The organism is Pseudonocardia kongjuensis (genome assembly GCF_039526905.1).
Taxonomy (GTDB): Bacteria; Actinomycetota; Actinomycetes; order Mycobacteriales; family Pseudonocardiaceae; genus Pseudonocardia; species Pseudonocardia kongjuensis.
In genome coordinates this window covers 1-26,190 of record NZ_BAAAJK010000022.1, presented here as the reverse complement: position 1 = coordinate 26,190, position 26,190 = coordinate 1, and the positions used below count along the sequence as shown (strand labels likewise).

Annotated in this window: 23 protein-coding genes; 14 read left to right on the top strand and 9 right to left on the bottom strand. The window is 74.3% G+C overall.

All coding sequences use genetic code 11. The annotated features are described in order from the left end of the window. The first annotated feature begins 60 nt into the window (after nt 1–60). Both ABD160_RS19935 and ABD160_RS19930 read left to right on the top strand, forming a co-directional pair. Nucleotides 61–690 (top strand): class I SAM-dependent methyltransferase, encoded by a 630-nt coding sequence (locus tag ABD160_RS19935; protein ID WP_344024662.1) that lies wholly within the window; start codon nt 61–63, stop codon nt 688–690. A gap of 3 nt (nt 691–693) precedes the next feature. Beyond that, entirely contained in the window at nt 694–2,058 is a 1,365-nt protein-coding gene (locus ABD160_RS19930) for an MATE family efflux transporter (protein WP_344024661.1), read from the top strand. A gap of 46 nt (nt 2,059–2,104) precedes the next feature. On the opposite strand, the gene ABD160_RS19925 is transcribed toward ABD160_RS19930, so the two are convergent. Both ABD160_RS19925 and ABD160_RS19920 read right to left on the bottom strand, forming a co-directional pair. After that, the gene (locus tag ABD160_RS19925) at nt 2,105–3,796 is read right to left on the bottom strand and encodes a sensor histidine kinase (protein ID WP_344024659.1); all 1,692 of its coding nucleotides are present in this window, start codon (nt 3,794–3,796) and stop codon (nt 2,105–2,107) included. 70 nt (nt 3,797–3,866) lie between these two features. Then, nucleotides 3,867–5,309, bottom strand: a complete 1,443-nt coding sequence (locus tag ABD160_RS19920; protein WP_344024657.1) for a cation:dicarboxylate symporter family transporter — start codon at nt 5,307–5,309, stop codon at nt 3,867–3,869. 116 nt (nt 5,310–5,425) lie between these two features. Between ABD160_RS19920 and ABD160_RS19915 the strand changes: the two genes are divergently transcribed. The 5 genes from ABD160_RS19915 (at nt 5,426) to ABD160_RS19895 (ending at nt 9,206) form a co-directional block, all read left to right on the top strand. Continuing rightward, a complete protein-coding gene (locus ABD160_RS19915) occupies nt 5,426–6,085 on the top strand; it encodes a response regulator transcription factor (RefSeq protein ID WP_344024655.1) in 660 nt (219 codons plus the stop codon). Between the two features lie 25 nt (nt 6,086–6,110). Then, on the top strand, nt 6,111–7,007 hold the full coding sequence (gene truB / locus ABD160_RS19910) for a tRNA pseudouridine(55) synthase TruB (protein WP_344024653.1): 897 nt from the start codon (nt 6,111–6,113) through the stop codon (nt 7,005–7,007). 38 nt (nt 7,008–7,045) lie between these two features. Then, nucleotides 7,046–8,008: a bifunctional riboflavin kinase/FAD synthetase gene (locus tag ABD160_RS19905; protein ID WP_344024651.1), complete on the top strand. Its 963-nt coding sequence runs from the start codon at nt 7,046–7,048 to the stop codon at nt 8,006–8,008. Between the two features lie 88 nt (nt 8,009–8,096). Next, on the top strand, nt 8,097–8,630 hold the full coding sequence (locus tag ABD160_RS19900; RefSeq protein ID WP_344024649.1) for a helix-turn-helix domain-containing protein: 534 nt from the start codon (nt 8,097–8,099) through the stop codon (nt 8,628–8,630). Nucleotides 8,631–8,669: 39 nt separating this feature from the next. After that, a complete protein-coding gene (locus tag ABD160_RS19895) occupies nt 8,670–9,206 on the top strand; it encodes a 2'-5' RNA ligase family protein (RefSeq protein ID WP_344024647.1) in 537 nt (178 codons plus the stop codon). Nucleotides 9,207–9,209: 3 nt separating this feature from the next. On the opposite strand, the gene ABD160_RS19890 is transcribed toward ABD160_RS19895, so the two are convergent. After that, on the bottom strand, nt 9,210–10,214 hold the full coding sequence (locus ABD160_RS19890; RefSeq protein WP_344024645.1) for an ABC transporter substrate-binding protein: 1,005 nt from the start codon (nt 10,212–10,214) through the stop codon (nt 9,210–9,212). Nucleotides 10,215–10,324: 110 nt separating this feature from the next. Between ABD160_RS19890 and ABD160_RS19885 the strand changes: the two genes are divergently transcribed. The 4 genes from ABD160_RS19885 (at nt 10,325) to ABD160_RS19870 (ending at nt 15,264) form a co-directional block, all read left to right on the top strand. After that, nucleotides 10,325–10,921, top strand: a complete 597-nt coding sequence (locus ABD160_RS19885) for a hypothetical protein (protein ID WP_344024643.1) — start codon at nt 10,325–10,327, stop codon at nt 10,919–10,921. A gap of 157 nt (nt 10,922–11,078) precedes the next feature. Further along, nucleotides 11,079–11,348: a 30S ribosomal protein S15 gene (gene rpsO / locus ABD160_RS19880; protein WP_093337181.1), complete on the top strand. Its 270-nt coding sequence runs from the start codon at nt 11,079–11,081 to the stop codon at nt 11,346–11,348. Nucleotides 11,349–11,576: 228 nt separating this feature from the next. Then, nucleotides 11,577–13,883 (top strand): polyribonucleotide nucleotidyltransferase, encoded by a 2,307-nt coding sequence (locus ABD160_RS19875; RefSeq protein ID WP_344024639.1) that lies wholly within the window; start codon nt 11,577–11,579, stop codon nt 13,881–13,883. Between the two features lie 70 nt (nt 13,884–13,953). Further along, entirely contained in the window at nt 13,954–15,264 is a 1,311-nt protein-coding gene (locus tag ABD160_RS19870; RefSeq protein WP_344024701.1) for a M16 family metallopeptidase, read from the top strand. A gap of 31 nt (nt 15,265–15,295) precedes the next feature. Here the strand turns inward: ABD160_RS19870 and ABD160_RS19865 are convergent, their stop codons facing one another. The 5 genes from ABD160_RS19865 to ABD160_RS19845 all read right to left on the bottom strand — a co-directional run bounded on the left by ABD160_RS19865 (nt 15,296) and on the right by ABD160_RS19845 (nt 22,720). Continuing rightward, nucleotides 15,296–16,990, bottom strand: a complete 1,695-nt coding sequence (locus tag ABD160_RS19865; protein ID WP_344024637.1) for an ABC transporter family substrate-binding protein — start codon at nt 16,988–16,990, stop codon at nt 15,296–15,298. Nucleotides 16,991–17,005: 15 nt separating this feature from the next. Continuing rightward, entirely contained in the window at nt 17,006–19,096 is a 2,091-nt protein-coding gene (locus tag ABD160_RS19860) for an ABC transporter ATP-binding protein (protein WP_344024635.1), read from the bottom strand. Further along, entirely contained in the window at nt 19,093–19,989 is an 897-nt protein-coding gene (locus ABD160_RS19855) for an ABC transporter permease (protein ID WP_344024633.1), read from the bottom strand. Before ABD160_RS19855 ends, ABD160_RS19860 begins: the two co-directional genes overlap by 4 nt. Nucleotide 19,990: 1 nt before the next feature. Then, complete coding sequence (locus ABD160_RS19850; RefSeq protein WP_344024631.1) at nt 19,991–20,974, bottom strand: ABC transporter permease; 984 nt, start codon at nt 20,972–20,974, stop codon at nt 19,991–19,993. A gap of 66 nt (nt 20,975–21,040) precedes the next feature. After that, nucleotides 21,041–22,720 carry an ABC transporter family substrate-binding protein gene (locus tag ABD160_RS19845; protein WP_344024629.1) on the bottom strand — a complete coding sequence of 560 codons (1,680 nt, stop codon included), beginning with the start codon at nt 22,718–22,720 and terminating at the stop codon, nt 21,041–21,043. Between the two features lie 224 nt (nt 22,721–22,944). On the opposite strand from ABD160_RS19845, the gene ABD160_RS19840 reads away from it, so the two are divergent. Together ABD160_RS19840 and dapB are read left to right on the top strand one after the other, a co-directional pair. Then, nucleotides 22,945–23,424 (top strand): DUF456 domain-containing protein, encoded by a 480-nt coding sequence (locus ABD160_RS19840; RefSeq protein ID WP_344024627.1) that lies wholly within the window; start codon nt 22,945–22,947, stop codon nt 23,422–23,424. A 68-nt stretch (nt 23,425–23,492) separates the two neighbouring features. Continuing rightward, nucleotides 23,493–24,242 (top strand): 4-hydroxy-tetrahydrodipicolinate reductase, encoded by a 750-nt coding sequence (dapB, locus tag ABD160_RS19835; protein WP_344024625.1) that lies wholly within the window; start codon nt 23,493–23,495, stop codon nt 24,240–24,242. 34 nt (nt 24,243–24,276) lie between these two features. Here the strand turns inward: dapB and ABD160_RS19830 are convergent, their stop codons facing one another. Beyond that, on the bottom strand, nt 24,277–24,822 hold the full coding sequence (locus tag ABD160_RS19830) for a GNAT family N-acetyltransferase (RefSeq protein ID WP_344024623.1): 546 nt from the start codon (nt 24,820–24,822) through the stop codon (nt 24,277–24,279). A gap of 84 nt (nt 24,823–24,906) precedes the next feature. On the opposite strand from ABD160_RS19830, the gene ABD160_RS19825 reads away from it, so the two are divergent. Then, nucleotides 24,907–25,830 carry an intradiol ring-cleavage dioxygenase gene (locus ABD160_RS19825; protein WP_344024621.1) on the top strand — a complete coding sequence of 308 codons (924 nt, stop codon included), beginning with the start codon at nt 24,907–24,909 and terminating at the stop codon, nt 25,828–25,830. Nucleotides 25,831–26,190 lie beyond the last annotated feature (360 nt).

Sequence of the window (26,190 nt, the reverse complement as noted above, 5' to 3'; positions counted from 1 at the left end):
GGTCCCGCGCGCGGTCCCTGCGCGCCGTAGCGTGTCCGCCGATCACCTCAGGAGGTTCGTGTGAGTTCGCAGCCCGTTCCGGCCCCGGACGGCCACGGAGACAGCAGCGGGTGGCGGGAGTTCCTCGGTGCATGGGTCCGCAACCCGGTGCGCGTCGGCGCCGTCTGGCCGAGCTCGCGGCGTCTGTCCGAGAAGCTGGCCCGGGTCGCGCCCGGGCACGGCAGGCCCGTCGTCGTCGAGCTGGGTCCCGGCACCGGGGCGGTGACCGGGGAGGTGGCCCGCCGGCTGTCCCCGGAGGGGCGGCACCTGGCCGTCGAACTGGACCCGGGCATGGCCGGCTACCTGCAGCGCAGGCACCCGGACGTCGAGGTGATCAACGGTGACGCCCGCAAGCTGGGGGAGCTGCTGGCCGAGCGCGGCATCGAGCGGGTCGACGCGGTGATCTCCGGGCTGCCCTGGTCGCTGTTCGACCGGGAGGGCCAGCGGGAGATCCTCGGCCAGGTGGTCGACGTGATCGGCGACACCGGCGCCTTCACCACCTTCGCCTACTCGCACACCCTGCCGATGTCCTCGGCCCGCCGGTTCCGGGCGACCCTGACCGAGACGTTCGACGAGGTCGTGATGACCCGGACGGTGTGGCGCAACGTCCCACCGGCGTTCTGCTTCCTCTGCCGCCGTCCCCGACGCTGACCGGTGCCCGGACGCACCCGCACCCCCGGCGGGGCGCGGGACATCCTGCGGCTCGCCGTCCCGGCGCTGCCGGTGCTGGCCGCCGAGCCGCTGTACCTGCTCGTCGACACCGCCGTCGTCGGCCGGCTCGGGGCGGTCCCGCTGGCCGGCCTGGCCGTCGCCGGTGTGCTGTTCGCACAGGTCACCACCCAGCTGACGTTCCTGTCCTACGGGACGACGGCCCGCGCGTCGCGCTTCTACGGCGCCGGGCGCCGGTCCGCCGCCGTCACCGAGGGGATGCAGGCGACGTGGCTGGCGGTCGCCGTCGGGCTGCTCGTGATCGGGATCGGGCAGCTGGTCGCCGGGCCGGTCACCCGGGCGCTCGCCGGCAGCGGTGAGATCGCCGACGGGGCCGCAGGCTGGCTGCGGATCGCGCTGTTCGGCGCACCGATGGTGCTGATCACCCTCGCCGGGAACGGCTGGATGCGCGGCGTGCAGGACACCGTGCGCCCGATGCGCTACGTGATCGCCGGCAACGCGCTGTCCGCGGTGCTGTGCCCGTTCCTGGTGCACGGCGCCGGGGACTGGGACGGCTGGGGGCTGGAGGGCTCGGCGGTCGCGAACGTCGTCGCCCAGACCGTGTCGGCGTCGTTCTTCCTGCGGGCGCTGGCCGTCGAGCGGCGCCGGGCGCCTGCGTCCGATCCGGTCCGGCTCGCCCCGGACACCGCGGTGCTGCGCGCCCAGGCCACGATGGGCCGCGACCTGGTGATCCGCTCGCTCGGCTTCCAGGCGTGCTTCCTGTCCGCGACCGCGGTGGCCGCCCGGTTCGGGGCCGGATCGGTCGCCGCGCACCAGATCGTGCTGCAGCTGTGGGTGTTCCAGGCGCTGGTGCTCGACGCCGTCGCGATCGCCGCCCAGGCGCTCGTCGGATCCGCCCTCGGCGCCGCCCGGACCGCCGCCGACACGGTGCGGGCCCGCGCCGTCGCCGCCCGGGTGACCCGCTACGGGCTGCTTCTGGGCTGCGTCTTCGCGGTCGTGTTCGCCGCGCTCTACCCGGTACTGCCGGGGGTGTTCACGACCGACCCGCTGGTGCTCGCGACGATCCCGGCGGCGTGGTGGTTCTTCACCGCGCTGCAGCCGATCGCCGGGGTGGTCTTCGCCCTCGACGGCGTGCTCCTCGGCGCCGGGGACGCCGCCTTCCTGCGCACGACGACGCTGCTCGCCGCGCTGGGCGGGTTCCTGCCGCTGATCTGGCTGTCGCTGCTCCTCGGCTGGGGGCTGGTCGGGATCTGGACCGGGCTCGCCGCCTTCATGGTGATCCGGCTGGTCGCGGTGGGGTGGCGGACCTGGTCGGGGCGGTGGGCGGTGCCCGGCGCGGTGCGGGGCTGAGCGAACCGGAGGCCCGGGCGGCCGGTCGGGGTGTCGCACCCGGCGGTCAGTGCACGGAGGGCGAGCCCGTGGGACCGGGCGCCGGGGCCCGCCCCACCAGCGGGAGCCGGACGGTGAAGACGGCGCCGCTGCCGTCGTCCCGGGTCCCGACGGCGGCCGTCCCCCCGAGCCGCCGGGTGATCCGGTCGACCAGGGCGAGCCCGATCCCGCGCGGCCGGCCCTCCGGCGTCGCGCGGGTGCTGAACCCGAAGGTGAACAGCTCGCTCGCGGTCTCCTCGGGCACCCCGGGACCGCTGTCGGCGACCTCGGCGAGCAGCTCGTCGCCGGTGGTGCGGAGGGTGACCGAGACCCGGCGCTCGGTGTCGCGGGGGAGCTCGGCGACCACCTCGATGGCGTTGTCGACGAGGTTCCCGACCAGCGAGACGAGATCGTCGGCGGCGAACGGGAGCCGCTGGTCGGGCAGCACGCCGGGATCGCAGGCGTCGGTGACCTCGAAGGCGACGTCGTACTCGGCGGCCTGCCAGGCCTTGTCGGCGAGCAGGGCGGCGAGCACCGGGTCGTGGACCTCGGCGGTGACCCGTGCCCCGGGGCCGCGGGTCCGGTCGAGCGCCGCGGAACCCGCGGCGGCGGCGTCCGAGGTGTCGCCGAGCTCGATCAGGGTGAGCACGGTCTGCAGCCGGTTCGCGAACTCGTGTGCCTGACCGGACAGCGCGGCGACCTTGTCCCGGGCGAGATCCCGCTCGCGCAGCACCCCGGCGAGCTCGGTGCGGTCGCGCAGGGTGAACACCCGGGTGCCGGGGCCTGCGGCCGGACCGGCGTGCCTGCTGTTGACCAGCAGCATCCGCTCCCCGGCGAGCGCGGTCGCGTCGTGCAGGTTCTCGCGCAGCCCGCGCCGGAGCACGGACAGCACCGCGGGATCGATCCCGAGCCCGGACAGCGGCCGCCCCGGGGCGGCGTCGCGGGGGTCCGCCGGGGCGAGCAGCCGCAGCGCCTCGGCGTTCACCACGACCAGCCGGCCGTCGCCGTCGACGACCAGCAGGCCCTCGCCGACGGCGTGCAGCACCGCCTCGTGATGGGTGTAGGCGGCGGTGATCTCCTCGGGTTCCAGGCCGAGGGTCTGCCGGCGCAGCCGCCGGGCCAGCAGCGCGGCGAGCCCGAGCCCGAGCAGCAGGGCGGTCCCGGCGGCGACGACGATCGCGGGCAGCCAGCGCAGTGCCAGGTCTGAGATCCGGGTCTGCAGCACCCCCACCGAGACGACGGCGGCGATCCGCCCGTCCATGACGACCGGTGTGACGGTGCGGACCGACGGGCCCAGGGTGCCCGGGTAGATCTCGGTGTCGGTGCGCCCGGCCAGCGCCGGGGCGATGTTGCCCTGGTAGGGGCCGCCGATCCGGGTCGGGTCGTAGTGGCTGTACCGGATGCCGTCCGGGGACATGACGACGATGAAGCTGGTGCCGGTCGCGATCCGGATCCGCTCGGCGACCGGCTGCAGCCGCGCGGACAGCGCGTCCACGTCGCCGCCGGCCCGCAGCGCCTCGACGACCTCCGGGTCCGCGGCCACGCTCAGCGCGGTGGCGGTGGTGAGCCGGGCCGCGGCGTCGTGCTCCAGCTCCCGGGCCCCGACGACGCCGAGCGCGGTGAGGCTCCCGACGGTCAGCAGCACCGTCACCACCTGCAGCACGAACAGCCGTCGCACCAGCCGGGACCGGCGCAGGGAGGGACGCGATGGCCGGCGCACGGGACCACCCTGCCACCGCGGGGGTGGCAGGGTGGTCCGGGAGCCGGTCACGGGGAGGCGGGCCGCCGGGTCAGGCGTTCGCGCCGACCTTCTCGCGGGGCTCCTCGTCCCCGGCGGCGGGCTCCACCGGCGCCGGCGAGCTGCCGTGCGCGGCCTCCATGTCGGCCTCGACCAGCGTCGGGTCGTCGAGCACCGCGGTGAGCCGCTCGCGGTCCAGCTCGCCGTTCCAGCGGGCGACGACCAGGGTCGCGACGACGTTGCCGATGCAGTTGGTCAGCGCCCGGCCCTCGGACATCACGCGGTCGATGCCGACGATCAGGGCCAGCCCGACGACGATCGCCTCCGGGGTGAAGAACTCACCGCCGAACGCCTGCAGCGACGCGGCCAGGGTGACCAGGCCGGCACCGGTGACGCCGGCGGCGCCCTTCGAGGTGAGCACCATCAGCACGGCCAGGCCGATCTGCACGCCGATCGGCAGCGACGCGCCGCCGGCCTGGATGATGAACAGCGCACCCAGGGTCAGGTAGATGCAGGTGCCGTCGAGGTTGAACGAGTAGCCGGTCGGGATGACCATGCCGACGGTCTGCTTGGACGCGCCCGCCGACTGCAGCTTGGTGAGCAGCCGCGGCAGCACCGACTCCGACGACGAGGTGCCGACGATGATCAGCAGCTCGTCCTTCACCAGCCGGATGACCTTGAAGATGCTGAACCCGGCGATCCGGGACACGATCCCCAGCACCACCACGACGAACACCGCGCAGGTGCCCCAGAAGACCGCCATCAGCAGCGCCAGGTTGGCCAGCGACGCCGAACCGAACTGGCCGACCGTGTAGGCCATGCCGCCGAACGCGGCGACCGGCGCCGCCCACATGATGATCTTGATGATGCCGAAGATGACCTGGGCGATCGACTCGATGCCGCCGACCAGGCGGGTGCGCAGGCCGTCGTTCAGCGACGAGATGGCGCAGGCGGTCAGGATCGCCAGCACCAGCACCTGCAGCACCGAGTTGTCGACGAACGGGCCGAAGAAGCTCTGCGGGAGCAGCGAGTCCTGGATGAAGGGGATGACGCCGGACTCCGAGCTGCCGGTCTGGAACTGCTCGGAGGCCTGCTCGAGCTGCTCCGGCGTCGGCGCGGCCTCGAAACCGGCGCCGGGCTGGAAGACGTTCGCGGCGATCAGGCCCATCGACAGGGCGATCACCGTCATCAGCAGGAAGTAGGCCAGCGCCCGCAGCGCCAGCCCGCCGGCCCGGGCCAGGTTGCCGAGCGAGGCGATGCCCACGACGACCGTGCAGAAGATCACCGGGCCGACGATCACCTTGATCATCTGGATGAAGGTGTCCGCGAGCCACTTGAACTGCTTCGCCGCGTCCGGGGCGACGAGGCCCAGCGCGATGCCCGCGGCGATACCGATGATCACCCAGAACCAGAGCTGGGTGTAGACCTTCTTCTTCCGGCGGGTGGGGGTGGCCCCCTGCCCGGGTGAGCCGGCTGCAGTGCCAACCTCGGCCATGTCCGTCCTCCTCGACGCGTTCGGTGCGAGAACACTGCGGGCCGACCGTGAGCCGCTGCAACGGAACGGGCACCGGGTTTGAGGAACCCTTGAGGAAGCACGGTTAGGCTGGTGACGTGCGCGTGCTCCTGGTCGAGGACGACCCGATCCTGGGCGATGCGCTGCGGCGCAGCCTGGTCCGGAACGGGTTCCCGACCGAGCTGGTCGGCAGCGGCACGGCCGCGCTGGCCGCGGTCGCCGAGCGGGAACCGGACGTGGTCCTGCTCGACATGGGACTGCCCGACCGCGACGGTCTCGGCGTCTGCCGGGAGATCCGGGAGCGCTCCCGGGTGCCGATCCTGGCGATCACCGGCCGCGGCGACGTCGCGGCCCGGGTGCAGGGCCTGCGCTCCGGCGCCGACGACTACCTGGTGAAGCCGATCTCCACCGAGGAGCTGCTGGCCCGGATCGACGCTGTGCTCCGCCGCGCCACCGGTGCGGCGGTCGCGGCCACCGTGACCGTCGGCGACGTGATCGTCGACCTGGACCGTCGCGCGGTCACCGCGGGCGGCGCCGAGATCGCGCTGACCCGCAAGGAGTTCGACCTGCTCGCCGCGCTCGCCCGCCGGGAGGGCGCGGTGCTGCCGCGCACCGAGCTGCTCGAGCAGGTCTGGGGGATCGCCGACGCCTCCGCGGCCCGCACGCTGGAGGCGCACGTGGCGTCGCTGCGGTCCAAGCTCGGCGAGCGCGACGTGGTGCTGACCGTCCGCGGGGTCGGGTACCGGCTGGCGCGCTGAGCGCCTGCTCCTACGATCGTCGCCCGTGCCACCCCGCGTCCCGCCCCCGCCGCCCGGCCTCGTGATCGTCGACAAGGATCGTGGGCCCACCAGCCACGACGTCGTCGGGAAGCTGCGCCGGATCATGGGCACCCGCAAGGTCGGGCACGCCGGCACCCTGGACCCGATGGCGACCGGCGTGCTCGTCGTCGGGATCGAGCGGGCGACCAAGCTGCTCGGCCACCTGTCGCTGGACACCAAGGCCTACACCGCGACGGTCCGGCTGGGCCTCGGCACCGACACCGACGACGCCGAGGGCGACCCGCTGGGCGAACCGGTGCCGGTCGACGCCGGCGCGGACGAGGTCCGCGCGGAGATGGCCCGGCTGACCGGGGACATCGAGCAGGTCCCGAGCGCGGTGTCCGCGGTCAAGATCGACGGCAAGCGGGCCTACCAGCGGGTGCGCGACGGCGAGACCGTGGTGATCCCGGCCCGGCCGGTCACCGTGTCGGCCTTCGAGCTGCTGGCCCTCCGCCGGGACGGGCCGTTCCTGGATCTCGACGTGACCGTCGAGTGCTCCTCGGGCACCTACGTCCGGGCGCTCGCCCGCGATCTCGGTGCCGCGCTCGGGACCGGCGGGCACCTGACGGCGCTGCGCCGCACCCGGGTCGGGCCCTTCACCCTGGAGCACGCCCGCACCGTCGAGGAGCTGGCCGCCGCGCCCGGGCTGTCGCTGGACCTCGCGGCCGCGGTCACGACGGCGTTCCCCCGGGTGGACGTCGACGACACCGCCGCCACCGACGTCCGGATCGGCCGGTCGCTGCCCGCCGCCGGGATCCCCGGCACCTACGGCGTGTTCGGGCCGGACGGTGCCGCGCTCGCCCTGATGGCCGACCGCGGCAGCTCCGCCCGCCCGGTCGTGGTGCTGGCACCGGCGGGCTGACCGCGGGGGCCGGGGAGCCGTTCCGTAGGCTCGCGGCCGTGCAGCGCTGGCGTGGTCTGGAGGCCGTTCCGCCCGGCTGGGGGCGGTGCGTCGTCACCATCGGCGTGTTCGACGGGGTACACCGCGGGCACCGCGAGCTGATCGACCGGGCCGTGCGGCGGGCCCGCGAGCGCGACCTGCCGGCCGTCGTGGTGACCTTCGACCCGCACCCGGCGGAGCTGATCCGGCCGGGCACCCACCCGGCCCGGCTGTCCACCCTGGACCGGCGCGCCGAGCTGGTCGCCGAGCGCGGCGCCGACGTGTTCTGCGTCATCCCGTTCACCGAGCAGCTCTCCCGGACCGAGCCCGCCGGGTTCGTGCACGAGATCCTGGTGGACCGGCTGCACACCGCGGTCGTCGTGGTGGGCAGCAACTTCACCTTCGGCTACCGGGCGGCCGGCGACGTGCCTGCGCTGGAGGAGCTGGGCCGCCGGTTCGGGTTCTCCTGCGAGGCACTGGACCTGATCTCGGAGAACGACGTGACCTTCTCCTCCACCTACATCCGGTCCTGCATCGACGCCGGGGCCGTGCGGGACGCCGCGCACGCGCTGGGCCGCTGGCACCGGGTGGACGGGGTGATCGTGCACGGCCACAAGCGCGGCCGCGACCTGGGCTTCCCGACCGCCAACGTGGCCTGCCCGCCGCACACCGCGATCCCCGCGGACGGCGTCTACGCCGGCTGGTTCCGGATCGGCGACCGCAGGCTGATGACCGCGATCTCGGTCGGCACCAACCCGACGTTCTCCGGCCGGGTGCGCACCGTCGAGGCCTACGTGCTCGACGTCGACGAGAACTTCTACGGGCACGAGGTCGGCGTCGAGTTCGTCGAGCGGCTGCGCGGTCAGGAGCACTTCGACGGCGTCGAGCCGCTGATCGCGCAGATGGGCAAGGACGTCGCGGACACCCGGACGATCCTCACCGCCTCCGGCGGCGCGCTCGGCCCGGACGACGAACCGGCCTGATCCACCGTGCCGGGCGGGCGTTGAGTGGAAACCCCCTCCCCGGCTCGAAGCGCTCCGCCGGGGGCGGCTGCGGCCCGAGGATCGGGGCATGGACGACGTGCCCGCCGACCGGCCCGATCGCGACCCGCTGGCGGAGAACCGCGCCCGGCAGCGCGAGCTCTACGGCGAGCCGCTGGGGGAGCGGGTGCACCGGCTCACGACCGCACTGGGGATCACCCAGGCCCGGCTCGCGACGGCGCTGGGGCTGAGCCCGGCGATGCTCAGCCAGCTGTCCGGCGCGCGCCGGGTGAAGATCGGCGATCCGGCGGTGCTGGGCCGGATGGTGGCGCTGGACCGGCGGGTCTCCCGGGGACCGGTGCCGCCCGGCGAGGTGGCCGGTCTGCTGGACCGGGTCCGGGCCACGGCCACCCCGTGGGGTGCCGACGCCGGCTGCTGCTGCGGCGCCGATCCGTCGCCGTCACCGGCCCGGGCCCGCACCCCGGGCCGGGACGCGGCCCCGCACCCGGACGACGCGCTGCGCGGGGTGAGCAGCCCGGCCCGGCTGGTCGCCGCGGCGGCGGAGCTGGCGACCTCGTTCCCGGAGCTGGCCGAGGTGCTGCGCCGGGCCGCGTCCCGGCGCTGAGCGGTGCGACGATCAGCGGACGGCGACCCTGGAGGGACGATGCGGTTGTTCACGGCGCTGTGGCCGCCGGCCCCGGTGGTGGCGGCCCTCCGGGCGGCCCTGGCGCAGCGGCCCTGGCCGCCGGGGGGCGGATGGCGGCCGGTGCCCCCGGAGAACTGGCACGTCACGCTGTGCTTCCACGGCGAGGACGATCCGGCGCGGCTCGCCGGTGCGCTCGACACGGCACTGGCCGGGGCCGCGGCGCCGCGGCTGCGGCTCGCCGGGACCGGCCGCTTCCCTGGCGTGCTGTGGGCGGGGGTGCAGCCCGCGGGCGCCCTGGCCGGCCTGGCGGCCCGGGCCGGGGCCGGGCCGGCCGGGTTCCGGGCGCACCTGACCCTGGCCCGCCGCTCCCGCACCGCGGAGCGGGCCGCGCCGCCGGGGGAGCGGACGGACCCGGACCCGGCCCCGGGGCCGTGGTGGACGCCTGCCGAGGCGCTGCTGGTGCGCAGCGATCCGGCGCACGGTGCCCCGGCGGGCGGTGATCCGGCGGGTGCCCCGGTGTACCGCGTCGTGCACCGGGTCCCGCTGGGCCGGTGAGGATCAGCCCGCGGTGTCCGCCGCCGCCTGCAGCGCGGCCGCCCGGGCCGGGCCGTCGCCGACGGTGCCCAGCGCGAGCTCACCGCCGGTCAGCGCGATGAGGTCGTCGAGCACCCACCAGGTCGCCAGCGCGGTGCCGCCCGCCCACATCTCGCCGACCGCGACGGTGGTCCGCCCGGCCCGGGCCGCGGTCAGCGCGGCGAAGGTGGGCAGCCCGGTGACCGCGTCGGCGTCGTAGATCGACCCGCCGAGCACGACGACGACGTCCGCGTCGTGCCCGGGGAGGGTCTCGGCGGACACCGGGACGGTCGACGCCGAGGCCCCCGCGGCGGCCGCGAGCTCCGGTTCCGGCCGGGTGATGCCGGCGTCGGCGACCAGCCGGGAGCCCGGGTTCGCCGGCGCCGGGGAGTAGAGCATGTCCTGGAACGAGCCGAGCACCGACAGCTCCAGCGGCTGCCGCGCGGTCACCTCGCGCAGCGCGGCCAGCCGGTCCTCCAGGACGCCGACCACGGCCGCGGCCCGGTCCTCGACGCCGAACGCGGCCCCGGCCACCCGGACCGGTTCCCGCCAGTCGCCCTCGAACGGCAGCACGACGGTCGGTGCGACGGCGGACAGCTGCGGGTAGGTGGTGTCGAGCAGCGATCCGGGGGAGGTCAGGACGATGACGTCCGGCGCGGCGGCGGCGATCGCCTCCAGGTCCGGGCTGGTGATCATCGTCGGGGCCGGGGTGACGGCGATCCCGGCGTCGCCCAGGACGGTCGCCGCGAGCTCGGAGGACAGGCCGCCGAACACGGCGGCCGGCCGGACGCCGACGGTGAGCAGGTTGAGCCCGGCGTACTCGTCGAGCGCGACGACCGACCGGGCGTCGGCCGGGACCTCGACGGTGCCGCGCTCGTGGGTGACGGTGCGGGTGCCGGCGGGTTCCGGCGCGGCGGCGACGGTCCCGCCCGAGCACCCGGCGAGCAGCAGGAGGACGAGCGCGGCGGCCGCGCGGGGGAGGGGGCGCATGGGTCCGATCCTCGGTTCGGGGAGCCGGTGATGAGGTGAGGCTCAGCTAATTCACAGTCTGTGGGAAAATGTGCCGGAAGGTCAACCGGCCACCGTGCGACGATGACGGCATGCCTCCTCCCGGGCGTCGCCGCGGCCGGCCGGCGGTCGTCGACCGGGACCGGATCGCCGTCGCGGCGCTGGAGGTCGGGCCCGGCTCGCTCACGCTCACCGCCGTCGCCGCCCACCTGGGCGTGCACCACTCGACGCTCTACGGGCACGTCCGCGACCGGGACGACCTGCTCGCCGCGGCCGCCGACCGGCTCGCCCGGGAGGCCGACTGGCCCCGGGCCGGGACCGGCTGGCGGGAGCTGCTCACCGCCTGGGGGGACACCTTCTGGGAGCTGGCCGGGCGCCGGCCGGGGGCGGCCGGGCTGATCAGGAGCCTGCCGGCGCCGCCGGCCGCGGTGGTCGCCGAGGTCGGGCGGGTCCGGGCGGATCTCGAAGGCCACGGGTTCGCCCCGGCGGACGCGCTGGTCGCCCTGGACATGGTGGCCGACCTGGCGCTGGACACCGCGGCCGCGCTGGAGGGGCTCGACCGGGCCGCGCAGGACCGGGCCTGGCGGGACGATCCCGGCATGCGCGGGCTGATCGCCGCGCCGCGCGGCGCCTATCCGGTCAAGCTGGCGATCGTGCTGGACGGCCTGGCCGCCCGGCTGCCCCGCTGAGCCGCCCGCCCCGCGGGTCGGCGACGGTCCGGAAGTGGGGCGCTGGTACCGTTTCACCCGGGTCCGGCTGCAGTCCGTGGCGGCCGCGACCGACTACCTGCCACCCGTTCCGAGGTGGTACGGCACCACGGACCGTCGACACGATGAAGGAGTTGCAGTGGCCCTGTCCACGGCCGAGAAGAAGAGCACGCTCGAGAAGTACGGCACCCACGCCACCGACACCGGGTCCCCCGAGGCCCAGGTGGCGCTGCTGACGCAGCGCATCATCGGTCTGACCGAGCACCTGAAGCAGCACAAGCACGACCACCACAGCCGGCGCGGCCTGCTGCTGCTGGTCGGTCGTCGTCGCCGGCTGCTCAAGTACCTGCGTGCGGTCGACGTCGCGCGGTACCGCGCACTGATCGAGAAGCTGGGTCTGCGCCGCTAGACCCGCACCGTCGACCCGGCACCGGATCCCCGGTGCCGGGTCGTTCCACAACTGAAACCCCACCCACCGCGGGACGACCGGGCATCCGCCGGTCCTCGGTAGTGGCTCCCGGGAACACGCGTTGCCGGGGGCTTCGATCGAAGACCGGCCCAGCAGGGGATCGAGCCGGACGTCGTCGGTGGTGGGGAGCCGAGACACACTCCCAACGACGAGGAGAGACATCCCCGTATGACTGACGTCATCTCTGAGGACGGCGTGCACGAGAGCACCGCCGTCATCGACAACGGTGCCCACGGCACCCGCACCGTCCGGTTCGAGACCGGCCGGCTCGCCCGGCAGGCCGCCGGATCCGTCGTCGCCTACCTGGACGACGAGACCATGCTGCTGTCCGCGACGACCGCCTCCAAGCGGCCGAAGGACCAGTTCGACTTCTTCCCGCTGACGGTGGACGTCGAGGAGCGGATGTACGCCGCGGGCCGGATCCCCGGCTCGTTCTTCCGCCGCGAGGGCCGCCCGGGCACCGACGCGATCCTGACCTGCCGCCTGATCGACCGCCCGCTGCGCCCGTCCTTCGTGGACGGCCTGCGCAACGAGATCCAGGTCGTCGTGACGGTCATGTCGCTCGACCCGAAGGACCCCTACGACGTCGTGGCGATCAACGCCGCGTCGGCGTCCACCCAGCTCGCCGGCCTGCCGTTCTCCGGCCCGGTCGGCGGCGTCCGGGTCGCGCTGATCGCGGGCGACGGCACCGACGCCGCGCCGTCGTCCCAGTGGGTCGCCTTCCCGACCCACGACCAGCTCGAGCGGGCCGCGTTCGACATGGTCGTCGCGGGCCGGATCGTCGGTGACGACGTCGCGATCATGATGGTCGAGGCCGAGGCCACCGAGAACACGATCGATCTCGTCGCCGGCGGCGCCGCCGCCCCGACCGAGGCCGTCGTCGCGGACGGGCTGGAGGCGGCCAAGCCGTTCATCCGCAGCCTGTGCGTCGCCCAGCAGCAGCTGGCCGACGTCGCGGCCAAGCCGACCGCCGACTACCCGGTGTTCCCGGCCTACCAGCCGGACGCCTTCGAGGCCGTCTCCGAGGCCGTCGAGCAGGAGCTGGCGCAGGCGCTGACCATCGCCGGCAAGCAGGAGCGGGAGACCCGCACCGACGAGATCAAGGCGTCGGTGCTGGACAAGCTGGGCGAGCGCTTCACCGGGCGCGAGTCCGAGCTGGGCAACGCCTTCCGGGCGCTGAACAAGAAGCTGATCCGCCGCCGGATCCTGACCGACCAGGTCCGGATCGACGGCCGCGGGCTGACCGACATCCGGCCGCTGTCGGCCGAGGTCGAGGTCGTCCCGCGGGCGCACGGCTCGGCGCTGTTCGAGCGCGGCGAGACCCAGATCATGGGTGTCACCACGCTGAACATGCTCCGGATGGAGCAGCAGATCGACCAGCTGGGGCCGGAGACGCGCAAGCGCTACCTGCACCACTACAACTTCCCGCCGTACTCGACCGGTGAGACCGGCCGGGTCGGCTCGCCGAAGCGCCGCGAGATCGGGCACGGCGCGCTCGCCGAGCGGGCCCTGCTCCCGGTGCTGCCCTCGCGCGACGAGTTCCCGTACGCGATCCGGCAGGTCTCCGAGGCCCTGGGCTCGAACGGCTCGACCTCGATGGGCTCGGTCTGCGCGTCCACGATGTCGCTGCTCAACGCCGGTGTGCCGCTCAAGGCGCCGGTCGCGGGCATCGCGATGGGCCTGGTGTCCGACCAGGTGGAGAACGCAGCCGGGCAGCCCGAGACGAAGTACGTCGCGCTGACCGACATCCTCGGTGCCGAGGACGCGTTCGGCGACATGGACTTCAAGGTCGCCGGCACCAAGGAGTTCGTCACGGCGCTGCAGCTGGACACCAAGCTCGACGGCATCCCGTCCGAGGTGCTCGCCGCCGCGCTGAACCAGGCCAAGGACGCCCGCCTGACCATCCTCGAGGTGATCGGCGAGGCCATCGACGGCCCGGACGAGATGAGCAGGTACGCGCCGCGGGTCACCGCGGTGAAGGTCCCGGTCGACAAGATCGGCGAGGTCATCGGCCCGAAGGGCAAGATGATCAACTCGATCACCGAGAAGACCGGCGCCGACATCTCGATCGAGGACGACGGCACGATCTACGTCGGTGCGAACGACGGCCCCTCCGCGGAGGAGGCGATCGGCATGATCAACGCGATCGCCAACCCGCAGCTGCCGAAGGTCGGCGAGCGGTTCCTGGGCACGGTGGTCAAGGCCGCCGCGTTCGGTGCCTTCGTCTCGCTGGTCCCCGGCAAGGACGGCCTGGTCCACATCTCGAAGCTCGGCAACGGGAAGCGGATCGCCAAGGTCGAGGACGTCGTCAAGGTCGGCGACAAGCTGCGCGTCGAGGTCACCGACATCGACAACCGGGGCAAGATCAGCCTGGTGCCGGTGCAGGAGGAGGGCGCTGCGGCCGCGGACGCGGCGGACGCCCCCGCGGAGGCCCCGGCCGACGAGCCGGCCGAGGCCACGGCCGACCAGAGCTGATCAGTTGGCCGAGACGAACGGCGACGTGACGGCGGCCCGGGGACCCGAGGGTTCCCGGGCCGCCGCCCGCGTGCCCGCCGACATCGGCGGGCCGCCGGACACCGTGCGGCGCAGCGAGCTGCCCGGCGGGGTCCGGCTGGTGACCGAGTCGGTGCCGGGCGTCCGCTCGGTGGCGCTCGGCATCTGGATCGGCATCGGCTCGGTCGACGAGTCACCGGCCCAGGCCGGTGCCGCGCACTTCCTGGAGCACCTGCTCTTCAAGGGCACCCGGCGGCGCACCGCGGCCGGGATCGCCGAGGAGATGGACGCGGTCGGCGGTGAGCTCAACGCGTTCACCGCCAAGGAGCACACCTGCTACTACGCGCACGTGCTCGACACCGACGTCGCGCTGGCGGTGGACCTGCTGGCCGACGTCGTCACCGACGCCGAGCTGGCGCACACCGACGTCGAGCTGGAACGGGGCGTCGTGCTCGAGGAGATCTCGATGCGCGACGACGACCCGGAGGACCTGCTCGGCGACCTGTTCGACCAGACCCTGTTCGGGGACCATCCGCTCGGCCGCCCGGTGATCGGCACCGAGGAGTCGATCCGGGCGATGAGCCGGGACACCCTGCACACCTTCTGGCAGGGCGAGTACACGACGCCGCGGATGGTCGTCGCCGCCGCAGGGAACCTGGAGCACGACCGGATCGTCGAGCTCGTCGGCGCCGCGCTGGCGTCCGCGAGCCGCGCCCGGGCCGGCGCCCGGGCGGTGCCGCCGCGCACCTCGACCGGGGTGCGGCCGGACCGCACCGGCGCGCTCGGCCTGCAGCCCGACGAGTCCGAGCAGGCGCACGTCATGCTCGGTGTGCCGACCGCCGGCCGGCACGCGCACACCCGGCCGGTGCTGGCGGTGCTGAACGCCGCGCTCGGCGGCGGACTGTCGTCACGGCTGTTCCAGCAGGTCCGCGAGCAGCGCGGACTGGCCTACCAGGTGTACTCGTCGACCGTCCGGTACGCCGACGCCGGTGCGCTCTCGGTGTACGCCGGGTGCGCCCCCGAGCGGCTCGGTGAGGTCGTCGCCGTGGTGCGCGACGTGCTCGGCGAGGTCGCCACCGACGGCCTGACCGAGGCCGAGGTGACCCGGGCGAAGGGATCGCTGCGCGGCGGGCTGGTGCTGGGCTGCGAGGACACCGCGTCCCGGATGAACCGGCTGGGCCGGGCGGAGCTCGACCACGGCCGGCAGCGGTCGGTGGGGGACAGCCTCGCCCGGATCGCCGCGGTCACCGCGGACGAGGTCGCGGCCGCCGCCGCCGAGCTGCTGGACCAGCCGCTCACGGCGGCCGTCGTCGGGCCGTTCGACGACGTGGACGCGCTCCCGGCGTCGCTGCGCGACCTGTGAGTGGCCGCCGCGAGGGCGGCCACCCACCGGGTCAGCCGGTCCGGCCGATGGTCTCGGGCAGCGCCCGGTGGAACAGCGACGCGCCGAAGTTCGCCAGGTCGGCCCGGGTCACCCAGGTCTCCGGGCCGGAGTAGAGCGGCAGCAGCCCGTAGCTGCCGAGGGCCTTCTGCTCGGCGGCGTTGGCGGCGGCGAACTGCTCGGCGGGGGTGGCCAGGGTCGCGACCCGCTGCAGCTGCGCGTCGAGCTCCGGGGTGCCGGTGCCGGAGTTGTTCAGCTGCGAGGTGGAGCAGTACAGCTGGCAGATGCCGGCGATCCCGTACGGGTCGACCGACATGAAGCCGGAGATGAGCAGGTCGAACTCCTTGTTCGCGAGGACGCTCGAGAAGTCCGCGGCCGGCACCTGGCGCACCTGCAGGTCGACGCCGATGGCCCGCATCATCGCGACCAGTGCCCCTGCGGCGGCCCGGCTGGCCGGGGTGTCCCCGGTCTGCACGAAGGTGATCGACAGCGGGGTGCCGTCCTTGACCCGGATCCCGTCCGGGCCGGGGACCCAGCCGAGCGCGTCGAGTCCTTCGGCGGCGGCCTCCGGCCCGCCGTCGACGACGGCGGACAGGTTGTCCCGGTACCCCTCCTGGTAGGGCTTGAGCATCAGCGAGCCCAGCGGCTCCTCGGTGTAGTCCATCCCCTGGAAGGCGATGTCCACGAGCTGCCCGCGGTCGACGCCCTGCATGATCGCCCGGCGCACGCCCGGGTCGCCCAGCAGCGGTGCCGCGCTGTTGACGGTGAGCAGGAACGACGCCGTCCGGGCGCTGATCCGGACGTCGGCGCCGGGCGCGGACCGGGCCTGGGCGAGCAGGTCGGCGCTCTCCGCCTCGGTGGCGTCGAGCTGGCCGTTGCGGAAGGCGTTGATCTTCGCCGTCGGCTCCATCTGGACCAGGGTGACCCGGTCCAGCTTCCCGGGGCGGCCCCACCACGCCGGGTTGCGCTCGAAGGTGATCGTCGAGTTCTGCCGGTCGTGCGCGGCGACCGTGTACGGCCCGGCGCCCCACTCCGGATGCGGCTCGTTCAGGTAGCCCTGGTTGAACACGGCCGGATCGGCGGCCACCGCCGGATGCACCAGCTCGGGGAACAGCCCGGGCCACCAGGCGTGCACGCCGTCGAAGGTGACGACGACCTGCCGGTCGTCGGCGCCCCGGGTGACCGAGGCGATCCGGTCGTACCCGTCGGTGGACTGGGCGATGTAGGCGGTGTCCCGGCCGTTGCGGGCCCGCCAGGTGGCCTCGAAGGCCCGCCAGTCGATCGGCGTGCCGTCGTTGAACACCGCCCGCGGGTTGATCGTGTAGGTGATCCGGGTGTCGTCGCCGATCCGCTCGTCGACCGCGGAGACCAGGTAGTCGGGATTGAACCGCGGCTCGCCCTGCGGCGTGAAGGTGACCAGCACCGGGTTGTACCAGCGCCACACGGTCAGCGTGTCCAGCGTCGTGTCGCCCTGGTGCCGGTTGAACTGCGGGTTCAGGTCGGAGCGCAGCGGCAGCGTGACCGTGCCGCCGTCGCGGACGTTCTCGTAGGGCTGTTCGTTGAACGCGGGGACGGCCGACAGCTCCGCCCCGGTGCGGACCTCACCGGTGCCCGCCCCGGCACCGCAGGCGGTCAGCACCAGGGCGAGTGCGGACAGCGCCGCGGTCAGCATCGGTCCGGGTCGCGGTCCGGGCAGGGGTCCGGGCATGGTTCTCCTCGGGGGTCAGGAGCCGTTGGCGTGGTGACAGGCGTTGCGGTGGTCGCCCCTGGCGGGGACGCCGCCGGTGTGGTCGCCGCCGTCGTCCTTCGCGGCGAGCAGCGGGATCTCGGTCCGGCAGCGGTCGAGCTCGGCGCCGGACAGGGTGCGGGCCAGCGGGCACCGGCCGACGAACGCGCACCCGGCCGGCTCCCCGGTCGGGCTCGGCAGGTCCCCGGTCAGCACGATCCGCTCGCGGCTGCGCTCGACCCGCGGGTCCGGCACCGGGACCGCGGACAGCAGCGCCTGGGTGTACGGGTGCCGCGGGTTTCCGAACACGTCCGCGACCGAGCCGGACTCGACGATCCGGCCCAGGTACATCACCGCGACCCGGTCGGCGACGTGGCGGACCACCGACAGGTCGTGCGCGACGAACAGGTAGCTCAGCCCGAGCTCCCGCTGCAGCCCGGCGAGCAGGTTCAGCACCCCGGCCTGCACCGACACGTCCAGCGCGGACACCGGCTCGTCGAGCACCAGCAGCGACGGCTCGCAGGCCAGCGCCCTGGCGATGCCGATCCGCTGCCGCTGCCCGCCGGAAAACGCCGCCGGGAACCGCTCGGCGTGCGCCGGATCGAGCCCGACCATCGCCATCAGCTCGTCCACCCGGGCGGCGATCCGGTCCCGGCCCGGCCGTCCGGCGGCCCGCAGCGGCTCGGCGAGGATGTCGGCGACGGTCATCCGCGGGTCCAGCGCGCCCATCGGGTCCTGGAACACGATCTGGATCTCCCGGCGCAGCGCGGCGCGGTCCGCGCTGCGCCGCACCGTGGCGACGTCGGTGCCGGCGATCTCGATCCGCCCGCCCTCCGGCGGCCGCAGGTTCATCAGCTCCAGCAGCGTCGTCGTCTTGCCGCAGCCGGACTCGCCGACCAGCCCGAGCGTCTCGCCGCGCCGGATGTCGAGGTCCACGTCGGACACCGCGTGCACGGTGCCGATCCGGCGCCGGATCAGCGAGCCGGTCATCAGCGGGTAGCTGCGGCGCAGGTGCTGCACCGACAGCACCGGCTCCCGCCGGTCCCGGTCGTCCGGACCGGCGGCGGGCGCCTCCGGGACCCCGAAGACGGGCCGCCCGCCGATCGCGCCGTCGACGATCTCGCCGGTGCGGACGCAGGCGGCGGCGTGCGCCGGGGAGCCGGGCAGCGGCAGCAGCGGCGGCTCGGCGCCCCGGCAGGCGTCGACGGCGACCGGGCAGCGGTCCGCGAACGCGCAGCCGGCGGGCAGCGCCACCGGGGTCGGCGGGCTGCCCGGCACCGGGACGAGCGGCCTGCGGTCCACCGAGTCGACCCGCGGCACCGCGCCGAGCAGGCCCAGCGTGTAGGGCATCCGGGGCGCGTCGAACAGGTCCTGCACCGGCGCCGTCTCGACCGGGCGGCCGGCGTACATGACGAGCACGTCGTCGGCGGTGCCCGCGACGACGCCGAGATCGTGCGTGATGAGCACGACGGCGGCGCCGGTCTCGTCCCGGGCGAGCTTCAGGACGTCGAGCACCTGGGCCTGCACGGTGACGTCCAGGGCCGTCGTCGGCTCGTCGGCGATGATCACCTTCGGGTCGTTGGCGATCGCCGTCGCGATCATCACGCGCTGCCGCATCCCGCCGGAGAACTCGTGCGGGAACGAGCGCAACCGCCGCTCCGGATCCGGGATGCCCACCATGTCGAGCAGCTCGGCGGCGCGCGAGCGGGCCGCCGGGCGGCTCAGGCCGCGGTGCGTGCGGATCGCCTCGACCAGCTGGTCGCCGACGGTGAAGATCGGGGTGAGCGAGGACAGCGGGTCCTGGAAGACCATGCCGATGTCCCGGCCGCGGACTCGGGAGAGGGCGCGGTCGCCGAGCCCGACGAGCTCGTCACCGCCGAGCCGGATCGACCCGGTGACGTCCGCGGTGCCCGGCAGCAGGCCCATCACCGCCAGCGAGGTGACCGACTTGCCGGAACCGGACTCGCCGACGACACCGAGGGTCCGCCCCGGGAGCAGGTCGAAGTCGACACCGCGGACCGCCCGGACCGGGCCCGCCTCGGAGGGGAACGTGACGTGCAGGTCGCGGACCGACAGCACCGGGTTCATGCACGGCCTCCGGCCTGCGAGGTGGGATCGAGGGCGTCGCGCAGGCCGTCGCCGACCAGCGCCAGCGAGACCGTGGTGAGCACCAGCAGCGTCGCGGGGACGGTGAGCAGCCACGGCGCCGTCGTCATCGAGGAGGCGCCGTCGGCGAGCATCGTGCCCAGCGAGACGTCCGGGACCTGCACGCCGAAGCCGATGAACGACAGCGCGGTCTCGGCCTGGACGACGGAGACGACGGTGATCGTGAAGCTGACGATCAGCAGCGAGCCGATGTTCGGGATCAGGTGGCGGAGCACGATCACCGGGCCGCGCACACCCATGAACCGTGCGGCCTGCACGTACTCGCGCTCGCGCAACGCGGTGACGACCGTCCACACCACCCGGGCGCCGGTCATCCAGCCGAGCGCGGACAGCGCCAGGATCAGGATCCGGTAGTCGCCGGAGCCCCACTGCGAGGCCAGCGAGAGGATCAGGAACGCGGGCACCACCATCAGGAAGTGCACGACGCCGAGCACGGCGCGCTCGCCGCGCCGGCCCCAGGTACCACCGCCGCCGAGGTAGGCGGCCGTCGAGCCGACGACCGCCGCGGTCAGCGTGGTCAGCAGGGACACCGAGACGGCGATCAGCAGCGAGCGCTGCAGCCCGTGCACGGCCTGGGCGTAGACGTCGTTCCCGCCGGCGGTCGTGCCGAACGGGTGCTCCGCGGACGGTCCCTGGGTGAGCGCGGTGAAGTCGACGTCGGTGTGGTCGTAGGGCGTGAACAGGCCGCCGACCAGCGTGAACGAGACGAGCGTCGCGAAGATCGCGAGCCCGGCCACGGCGGGCGTGCTGCGCCGGTACCGGCGCCACAGCAGGGCGGCCCGCCCGCGGCGCGGTGCGGTGCGGATCGTGGTCATCTCAGCTCACCCGCACCCTCGGGTCGAGGGCGACCACGGCGACGTCGGCCAGGATCGCGCCGATCGCGGTGGCCAGCGCGGCGAAGGCCGCCGTCGCGACGACGCCGTGCACGTCGTTCTCGGAGACCGTCCGCACCAGGTAGTCGCCCATGCCCTGCCAGGCGAAGATCTTCTCGGTGAGCACCGAGCCGGTGAACAGCGCCGGGATGGCGAACGCGACCTGGGTGGCGACCGGGATCAGCGAGCTGCGCAGGCCGTGCCGGCGGATCGCCTGGTCGCGGGTGAGCCCCTTGGCGCGTGCGGTGCGGACGAAGTCGGAGCCGACGACGTCGAGCAGCATCGCGCGCTGCAGCATGTGGTAGCCGGCGTAGCTGGTGACGAGCAGCGAGATCGTCGGCAGGACCAGGTGCTGCACCCGGTCGACCAGCACCGGCCAGAACCCGGTGACGCCCGGCGTCTGCGCCCCGGCCACCGAGAACAGCGTGCTGCCGACGGCCTGGTTGACCGTGATGGCCGCGACGACCACCACCAGACCAGCCACCGCGACCGGGGTGTTCAGGGTGATCACCGAGACGAGCTGGGCGACCCGGTCGCCGAGCCGGTACTGCCGCTGCGCCGAGTACACCCCCAGCGCCACCCCGACCAGGATCGAGAGCACCAGCGCCCCGAACACCAGCTGGCCCGACATCACCACCCGGAACGCGACCTGGTCGTTGACGCTGTCCCCGACGGGGGAGGAGCCCCAGTCCCAGCGGGTGAGGATCCCGGTGATCCAGGTCCACCAGCGCTGCGCCAGCGGGGTGCCCGGATCGAGGTTGTACTGCGCCAGCGCGCGGGCGATCTCCTCGTCGGTGCGCGGCGGGCGCAGCTGGAAGTAGTTGACCCGCGGGTCGAGGAAGGTGTTCGCCAGGAGGTAGGTGAGGTTGGTGGCGACGACGATCATCGCCAGCCAGCCCGCGCCCCGGCGCAGGAGGTAGCGGAGCACGGTGCTCCCTTTCTGGTGGTGGTGCCCGGGCCCCGGCGACCCACCGGTCGCCGGGGCCGGGTGATGTCAGCTACCGGACTGCCAGCCGACCGTCTCGGGCAGCGGACGGGCGAACAGCGAGGCACCGACGTTCGCCAGCCCCTGCCGGGCGGCCCAGGCGGTCGGGCCGGACCCGAGCGGGAGCACGCCGTAGTTGGCCAGCGCGACCCGTTCCACCTCGTTGGCGGCGGCCAGCTGCTCCTCCGCGGTGGGCAGCCCGCCGACCGCCTGCAGCTCGGCGTCCAGCCCGGAGTTGCCGGTGCCGGACTTGTTCAGCTGGCTGTCTGAGCAGTACAGCTGGCAGAGCGTCGCGACGCCGTAGGGGGTCTCGGCGCCGAAGCCGCTCGTCACGATGTCGAAGTCGCGTTCGGCCAGGACGGCGGGGTACTCGCTCATCGGGACCTGGCGGTCCTGCAGCTCGACGCCGATCTCGCGCATCATCGCGGTCAGCGCCATCCCGAAGGCCCGGCTGGTCGGGGTGTCGGCGAACCGGACGTAGGACAGCGTCAGCCGCTCCCCGCCGGAGACTCGGATGCCGTCCGGCCCGGGGGCCCAGCCCGCGGCGTCCAGCCCGGCGCGGGCGGCCGCCGGGTCGAACTGCAGCACCTCGGCCAGGTTGTCCCGGTAGCCCGGCTGGTTGGGCTGCAGGACCAGCGACCCGGGCAGCTCCTCGGTGTAGCCCATGCCCTGGAAGGCGATCTCGATGAGCTGCTCGCGGTCGATGCCCTCCAGCACCGAGCGCCGCACGGCGGGATCGCGCAGCGCCGGGGCGGTGCTGTTCAGGGTGAACAGCGAGACGGCCGTCGTGCCGCTGATCCGGATCTCGGCCTCGGGCACCGAACCTGCCTGGGTGAGCAGCTCGGCGCCGGCGACCCGGGTGGCGTCCAGCTCGCCGTTGCGGAAGGCGTTCACCGCGGCCTGCGGCTCCATCACGGTGAACGTGCGGCTGTCCAGCCGGCCGGGGCGACCCCACCAGGCGGGATTGCGCTCGAAGGTGATGCTCCCGGTCTCCAGGTCGGTCGCGGCGACCGTGTAGGGGCCGGCCCCCCACTCCGGTCGCGGGTTGTTCACGTAGCCGGTGTTGAACGCGTCGACCGCGGCCGCCGACGGGTGCAGCAGGGTGGTGAAGGTGCCCTGCCACCAGACGTCCACGCCGTCGTAGGTGACGACGGCCTGCCGGTCGTCGGCGCCGCGGGTGACCGAGGCGATCCGGCCGAACGTGGCGACCGAGCGCGAGGTCCGGGCCGGGTCGGAACCGTCGTTCGCCCGCCAGGTGGCCTCGAACGCCCGCCAGTCGATCGGCGTGCCGTCGTTGAACACGGCACGCGGGTTGATCGTGTAGGTGACCCGGGTGGCCCCGCCGACGAGCTCGGCGGTCGCGTCGGTGAGGTAGTCCGGGTTGATCTCCGCCTCACCGGCCGGGGTGAAGGTGACCAGGCGCGGGTTGTACCACTCCCACAGGTCCCGGGTCTCGCCCGTCGCGCTGGTGTGGAAGAGGTTGAACTGCGGGTTGAGGGCACCGATCGGGGTGCGCAGGGTGCCACCGTCGCGCAGGTTCTCGTAGGGCTGTTCGTTGAACGACGGCTGGGTGGACAGCTCGGCGCCGGTCCCGATCCCGAGTGCCTGGCCGCTCCCACAGGCGGCGAGGACGAGGGTGAGGGCCGCGGCGGACACGGTCAGTGCCCCGCTGCGGGCGGATCTGTACATCGTGCTCCTTCAGGGGGCCCCGGATGGGGGCAGGGGAGTCCGGGTGCGGCGACGCACCCGATCCCGGCACGACGACGGGGGTGGATCGGCCGGGAGCCCAGAGGCTGACACCCGGGCCCGTCCCGCAGCCAGATGCTGTTCCAGTGTTTTACACAGTCGTGATGATCTTTGCGTGACGTGCCGACCACGCAGAGCGGGATCTGCTGGTCTGGCAGGCTGTGCCCATGACGGGGCTCGCGGTACTGGCCGGGTTGATGATCGCCGTCGGGCTGGCCGGGATCGTGCTCCCGGTGCTGCCCGGTCCGCTGCTGATCGTCGGCGGGGTGGCCGTGTGGGCGGTACCGCGCGGTGACGCCGTCGGCTGGTGGGTGCTCGGCATCGCGGTCGCGGTGACGGTGATCGGGCAGGTCGCGAAGTACCTGCTGCCGGGCCGGCGGCTCAAGGCGTCCGGCGTGCCGACCCGCACCCTGCTCGCCGGTCTGGTGCTCGGCGTGGTCGGGTTCTTCGTGATCCCGGTGATCGGCCTGTTCATCGGCTTCGTGCTGGGGGTCTGGCTGGCCGAGCTGGTCCGGCTGCCGGACGCGGCGACGGCCTGGCGGTCGGCCCGCGAGGCGCTCACCGCCGTCGGGTGGAGCATCCTGATCGAGCTCGCCGCGGGGCTGCTCGCGACCGCGGTGTGGATCGGCGGCCTGGTCGTCGGGTGATCGGGGCGGCCGGTGCGCCCGGCGCCTAGACTCGCCCGGTCACGACGACGGCGGAACGGGGTGTGCTGGTGAGCGGGACGATCCGGGTGGCGGTGCTCGGTGCGAAGGGCCGGATGGGCAGCGAGGTCTGCCGGGCGGTGGAGCAGGCGCCGGACACCGAGCTGGTGGCCGCCCTCGACGCCGGCGACGACCTGTCCGCGCTGGACGGCGCCGACGTCGCCGTCGACTTCACCCATCCCGGTGCGGCGCTGGACAACATCCGCGAGTGCCTCGGCCGCGGGGTCGCCCCGGTCGTCGGGACCAGCGGGTTCGACGAGGCCCGGTTCGACGAGGTCCGCGCGCTGCTCGACGAGCGCGGCTCGGGCAGCGTGCTCGTCGCCCCGAACTTCGGCGTCGGCGCGGTGCTGATGATGCACTTCGCCGCGCAGGCGGCGCGGTTCTTCGACTCCGCCGAGATCGTCGAGCTGCACCACCCGGGGAAGGTCGACGCCCCGTCCGGCACCGCGGCGCGCACCGCGTCGGTGGTCGCCGCCGCGCGCGCCGACGCCGGGCTCGGCCCGGTCCCGGACGCCACCACCACCGATCCCGGCGGGGCCCGCGGCGCCGTCGTCGACGGGGTGCACGTGCACGCCGTCCGGATGCCCGGGCTGATCGCCCACCAGGAGGTCATCCTCGGCACCGACGGCGAGGTCCTGACGCTGCGCCACGACTCGATGAACCGGACGTCGTTCATGCCCGGCGTGCTGCTCGCCGTGCGCGCGGTGCGGGAGCGGCCCGGACTGACGATCGGGCTCGAACCGCTGCTCGGCCTGGCCTGAGTGGCCCGGGTCGCTCGCGCCCGGCCGGGGGTCCTCAGCTGTCGTCGTCGAGGCCGATCAGCCGCAGGTCCAGGGAGCCCGACATCCGGACCTCCCGCAGGGTGCCGCTGCCGGTGTCCAGGGTGCGGACCGCGCCGTCGGGCTGCCAGCCGGCACGGGCGTAGAACCCGCGCGACGCCGGATCGGTCTCCGGCACCCAGGCCCGGCCGGTCTCCTCTCCCGCGGCGCGCAGTGCTGCCGCCGCGGTGGCCAGCAGCCGCCCGCCGTGCCCGCGGCGCCCCCACCGCGGCTCGACCAGCAACGTCGAGATCTCGGCGATCGACAGCCCGTCGGCGCCCGGATAGCGGGCGGCCGCGGCGAACCCGACGATCTCGCCGCCCTCCTGTGCGACCAGCAGATGGAAGTCGTCGCCGGCGTGCACCGCGTCCGTCCAGTGGCCGCGGGCCGCGTCCGAGGTGAGGCTCGCGAACGCCTCCTCGGGCAGCAGCCCGGCGTACGCGGTGCGCCAGGTCCGGTCCTGGATGCCCACGATGGCGTCGACGTCGTCGTCGGTGGCGGGGCGGACGGTCGCGGTGGCCATGGTCCATGCCTACCCTGTGCACGCACAGCGGACGCACAGCGGGTTCCGGGGTCCCGCCCAGCCGGGCGGACGAACCTGGTGTCCGTGACCGAACCACGCAATCGCTACCAGGGCCGCTCGCTGCCCCGCCCCGACGACGAGCTGGTCGACCAGGGCCTCGGCTTCGACCTCGGCACCCTGCTGTCCCGCCGCCGGATGCTCACCGCGCTCGGCCTCGGCGCCGTCACGGTCGGGCTGGCCGCCTGCTCGTCCGGCACGACGTCGAGCGCGGCGGCCACGACGTCGGAGGGGGAGATCCCGGACGAGACCGCGGGCCCCTACCCGGGCGACGGGTCCAACGGGCCGAACGCGCTCGCCGACAGCGGGATCGTCCGCAGCGACATCCGCTCCAGCTTCGGCACCGGCAGCGCGGTCGCGCAGGGCGTCCCGATGACCCTGGAGCTGACGATCACCGATCTCGCGAACGGCGGGATCCCGTTCGCCGGGACCGCCGTCTACGTGTGGCACTGCGACCGCGACGGCAACTACTCGATGTACGCCGACGGCCTGGAGGGCGAGAACTACCTGCGCGGCGTCCAGATCGCCGACGCCTCCGGGCTCGTCCGGTTCACCAGCATCGTCCCGGCCTGCTACTCCGGGCGCTGGCCGCACATCCACTTCGAGGTCTACCCGGACCAGGCGTCGATCACCGACTCGGCGAACGCGATCGCGACCTCGCAGGTCGCGCTGCCCGAGGACACCTGCACCGCGGTCTACGCCACCACCGGCTACGAGTCGTCCGTGCGGACGCTGTCCCAGGTCACCCTGGACAGCGACAACGTCTTCGGCGACGACGGCGGGGTCTCCCAGCTCGCGACCGTCACCGGCGACGTGACCTCCGGCTTCACGGTCGCGCTGACCGCGCCGGTGGACACCCGCACCGAGCCGTCCGGCGGATCGGCGCCGGCCGGGGGTGGGGGTGGTGCGCCGCCCGGTGGGGGGCAGGGTGGGCCGCCGGCCCGGAACTGACCCGTCCGCTCCCTCCGGCTCGGTCGCCGCACCCCGGCTCGGTCGCCGCACCCCGGCTCCGTTGCCGCACCCCGGCTCGGTCGCCGCACCCCGGCTCGGTCGCCGCACCGCTTCGAGCGGGTGCGGCGTCGCTCCCGGGGTGCGGCGGTGGCCTCGGGGTGCGGTGTCGCACCCTGGCTGGTTCCCCGCAGCCCGGCTCGGTCGCCGCCCCCCGGCTCCGTTGCCGCCCTCCGGCTGGGTTGCCGCACCCCGGCTCGGTCCCCGCACCACTTCGAGCTGGTGCGAAGTCGTCCCCGGGGTGCGGCGTCGGCCTCGGGGTGCGGTGTCGCACCCTGGCTGGTTCCCCGCACCCCGGCTCGG

What these genes read in the sequence shown, in the direction of transcription:
- ABD160_RS19920 (WP_344024657.1), bottom strand. Translation starts at nt 5,309, where the DNA reads ATGGCCGAGGTTGGCACTGCAGCCGGCTCACCCGGGCAGGGGGCCACC.
- ABD160_RS19865 (WP_344024637.1), bottom strand. Translation starts at nt 16,990, where the DNA reads ATGCCCGGACCCCTGCCCGGACCGCGACCCGGACCGATGCTGACCGCG.
- ABD160_RS19840 (WP_344024627.1), top strand. Translation starts at nt 22,945, where the DNA reads ATGACGGGGCTCGCGGTACTGGCCGGGTTGATGATCGCCGTCGGGCTG.
- ABD160_RS19885 (WP_344024643.1), top strand. Translation starts at nt 10,325, where the DNA reads ATGCCTCCTCCCGGGCGTCGCCGCGGCCGGCCGGCGGTCGTCGACCGG.
- ABD160_RS19900 (WP_344024649.1), top strand. Translation starts at nt 8,097, where the DNA reads ATGGACGACGTGCCCGCCGACCGGCCCGATCGCGACCCGCTGGCGGAG.
- ABD160_RS19830 (WP_344024623.1), bottom strand. Translation starts at nt 24,822, where the DNA reads ATGGCCACCGCGACCGTCCGCCCCGCCACCGACGACGACGTCGACGCC.
- ABD160_RS19875 (WP_344024639.1), top strand. Translation starts at nt 11,577, where the DNA reads ATGACTGACGTCATCTCTGAGGACGGCGTGCACGAGAGCACCGCCGTC.
- ABD160_RS19845 (WP_344024629.1), bottom strand. Translation starts at nt 22,720, where the DNA reads ATGTACAGATCCGCCCGCAGCGGGGCACTGACCGTGTCCGCCGCGGCC.
- ABD160_RS19895 (WP_344024647.1), top strand. Translation starts at nt 8,670, where the DNA reads ATGCGGTTGTTCACGGCGCTGTGGCCGCCGGCCCCGGTGGTGGCGGCC.
- ABD160_RS19855 (WP_344024633.1), bottom strand. Translation starts at nt 19,989, where the DNA reads ATGACCACGATCCGCACCGCACCGCGCCGCGGGCGGGCCGCCCTGCTG.
- ABD160_RS19860 (WP_344024635.1), bottom strand. Translation starts at nt 19,096, where the DNA reads ATGAACCCGGTGCTGTCGGTCCGCGACCTGCACGTCACGTTCCCCTCC.
- ABD160_RS19890 (WP_344024645.1), bottom strand. Translation starts at nt 10,214, where the DNA reads ATGCGCCCCCTCCCCCGCGCGGCCGCCGCGCTCGTCCTCCTGCTGCTC.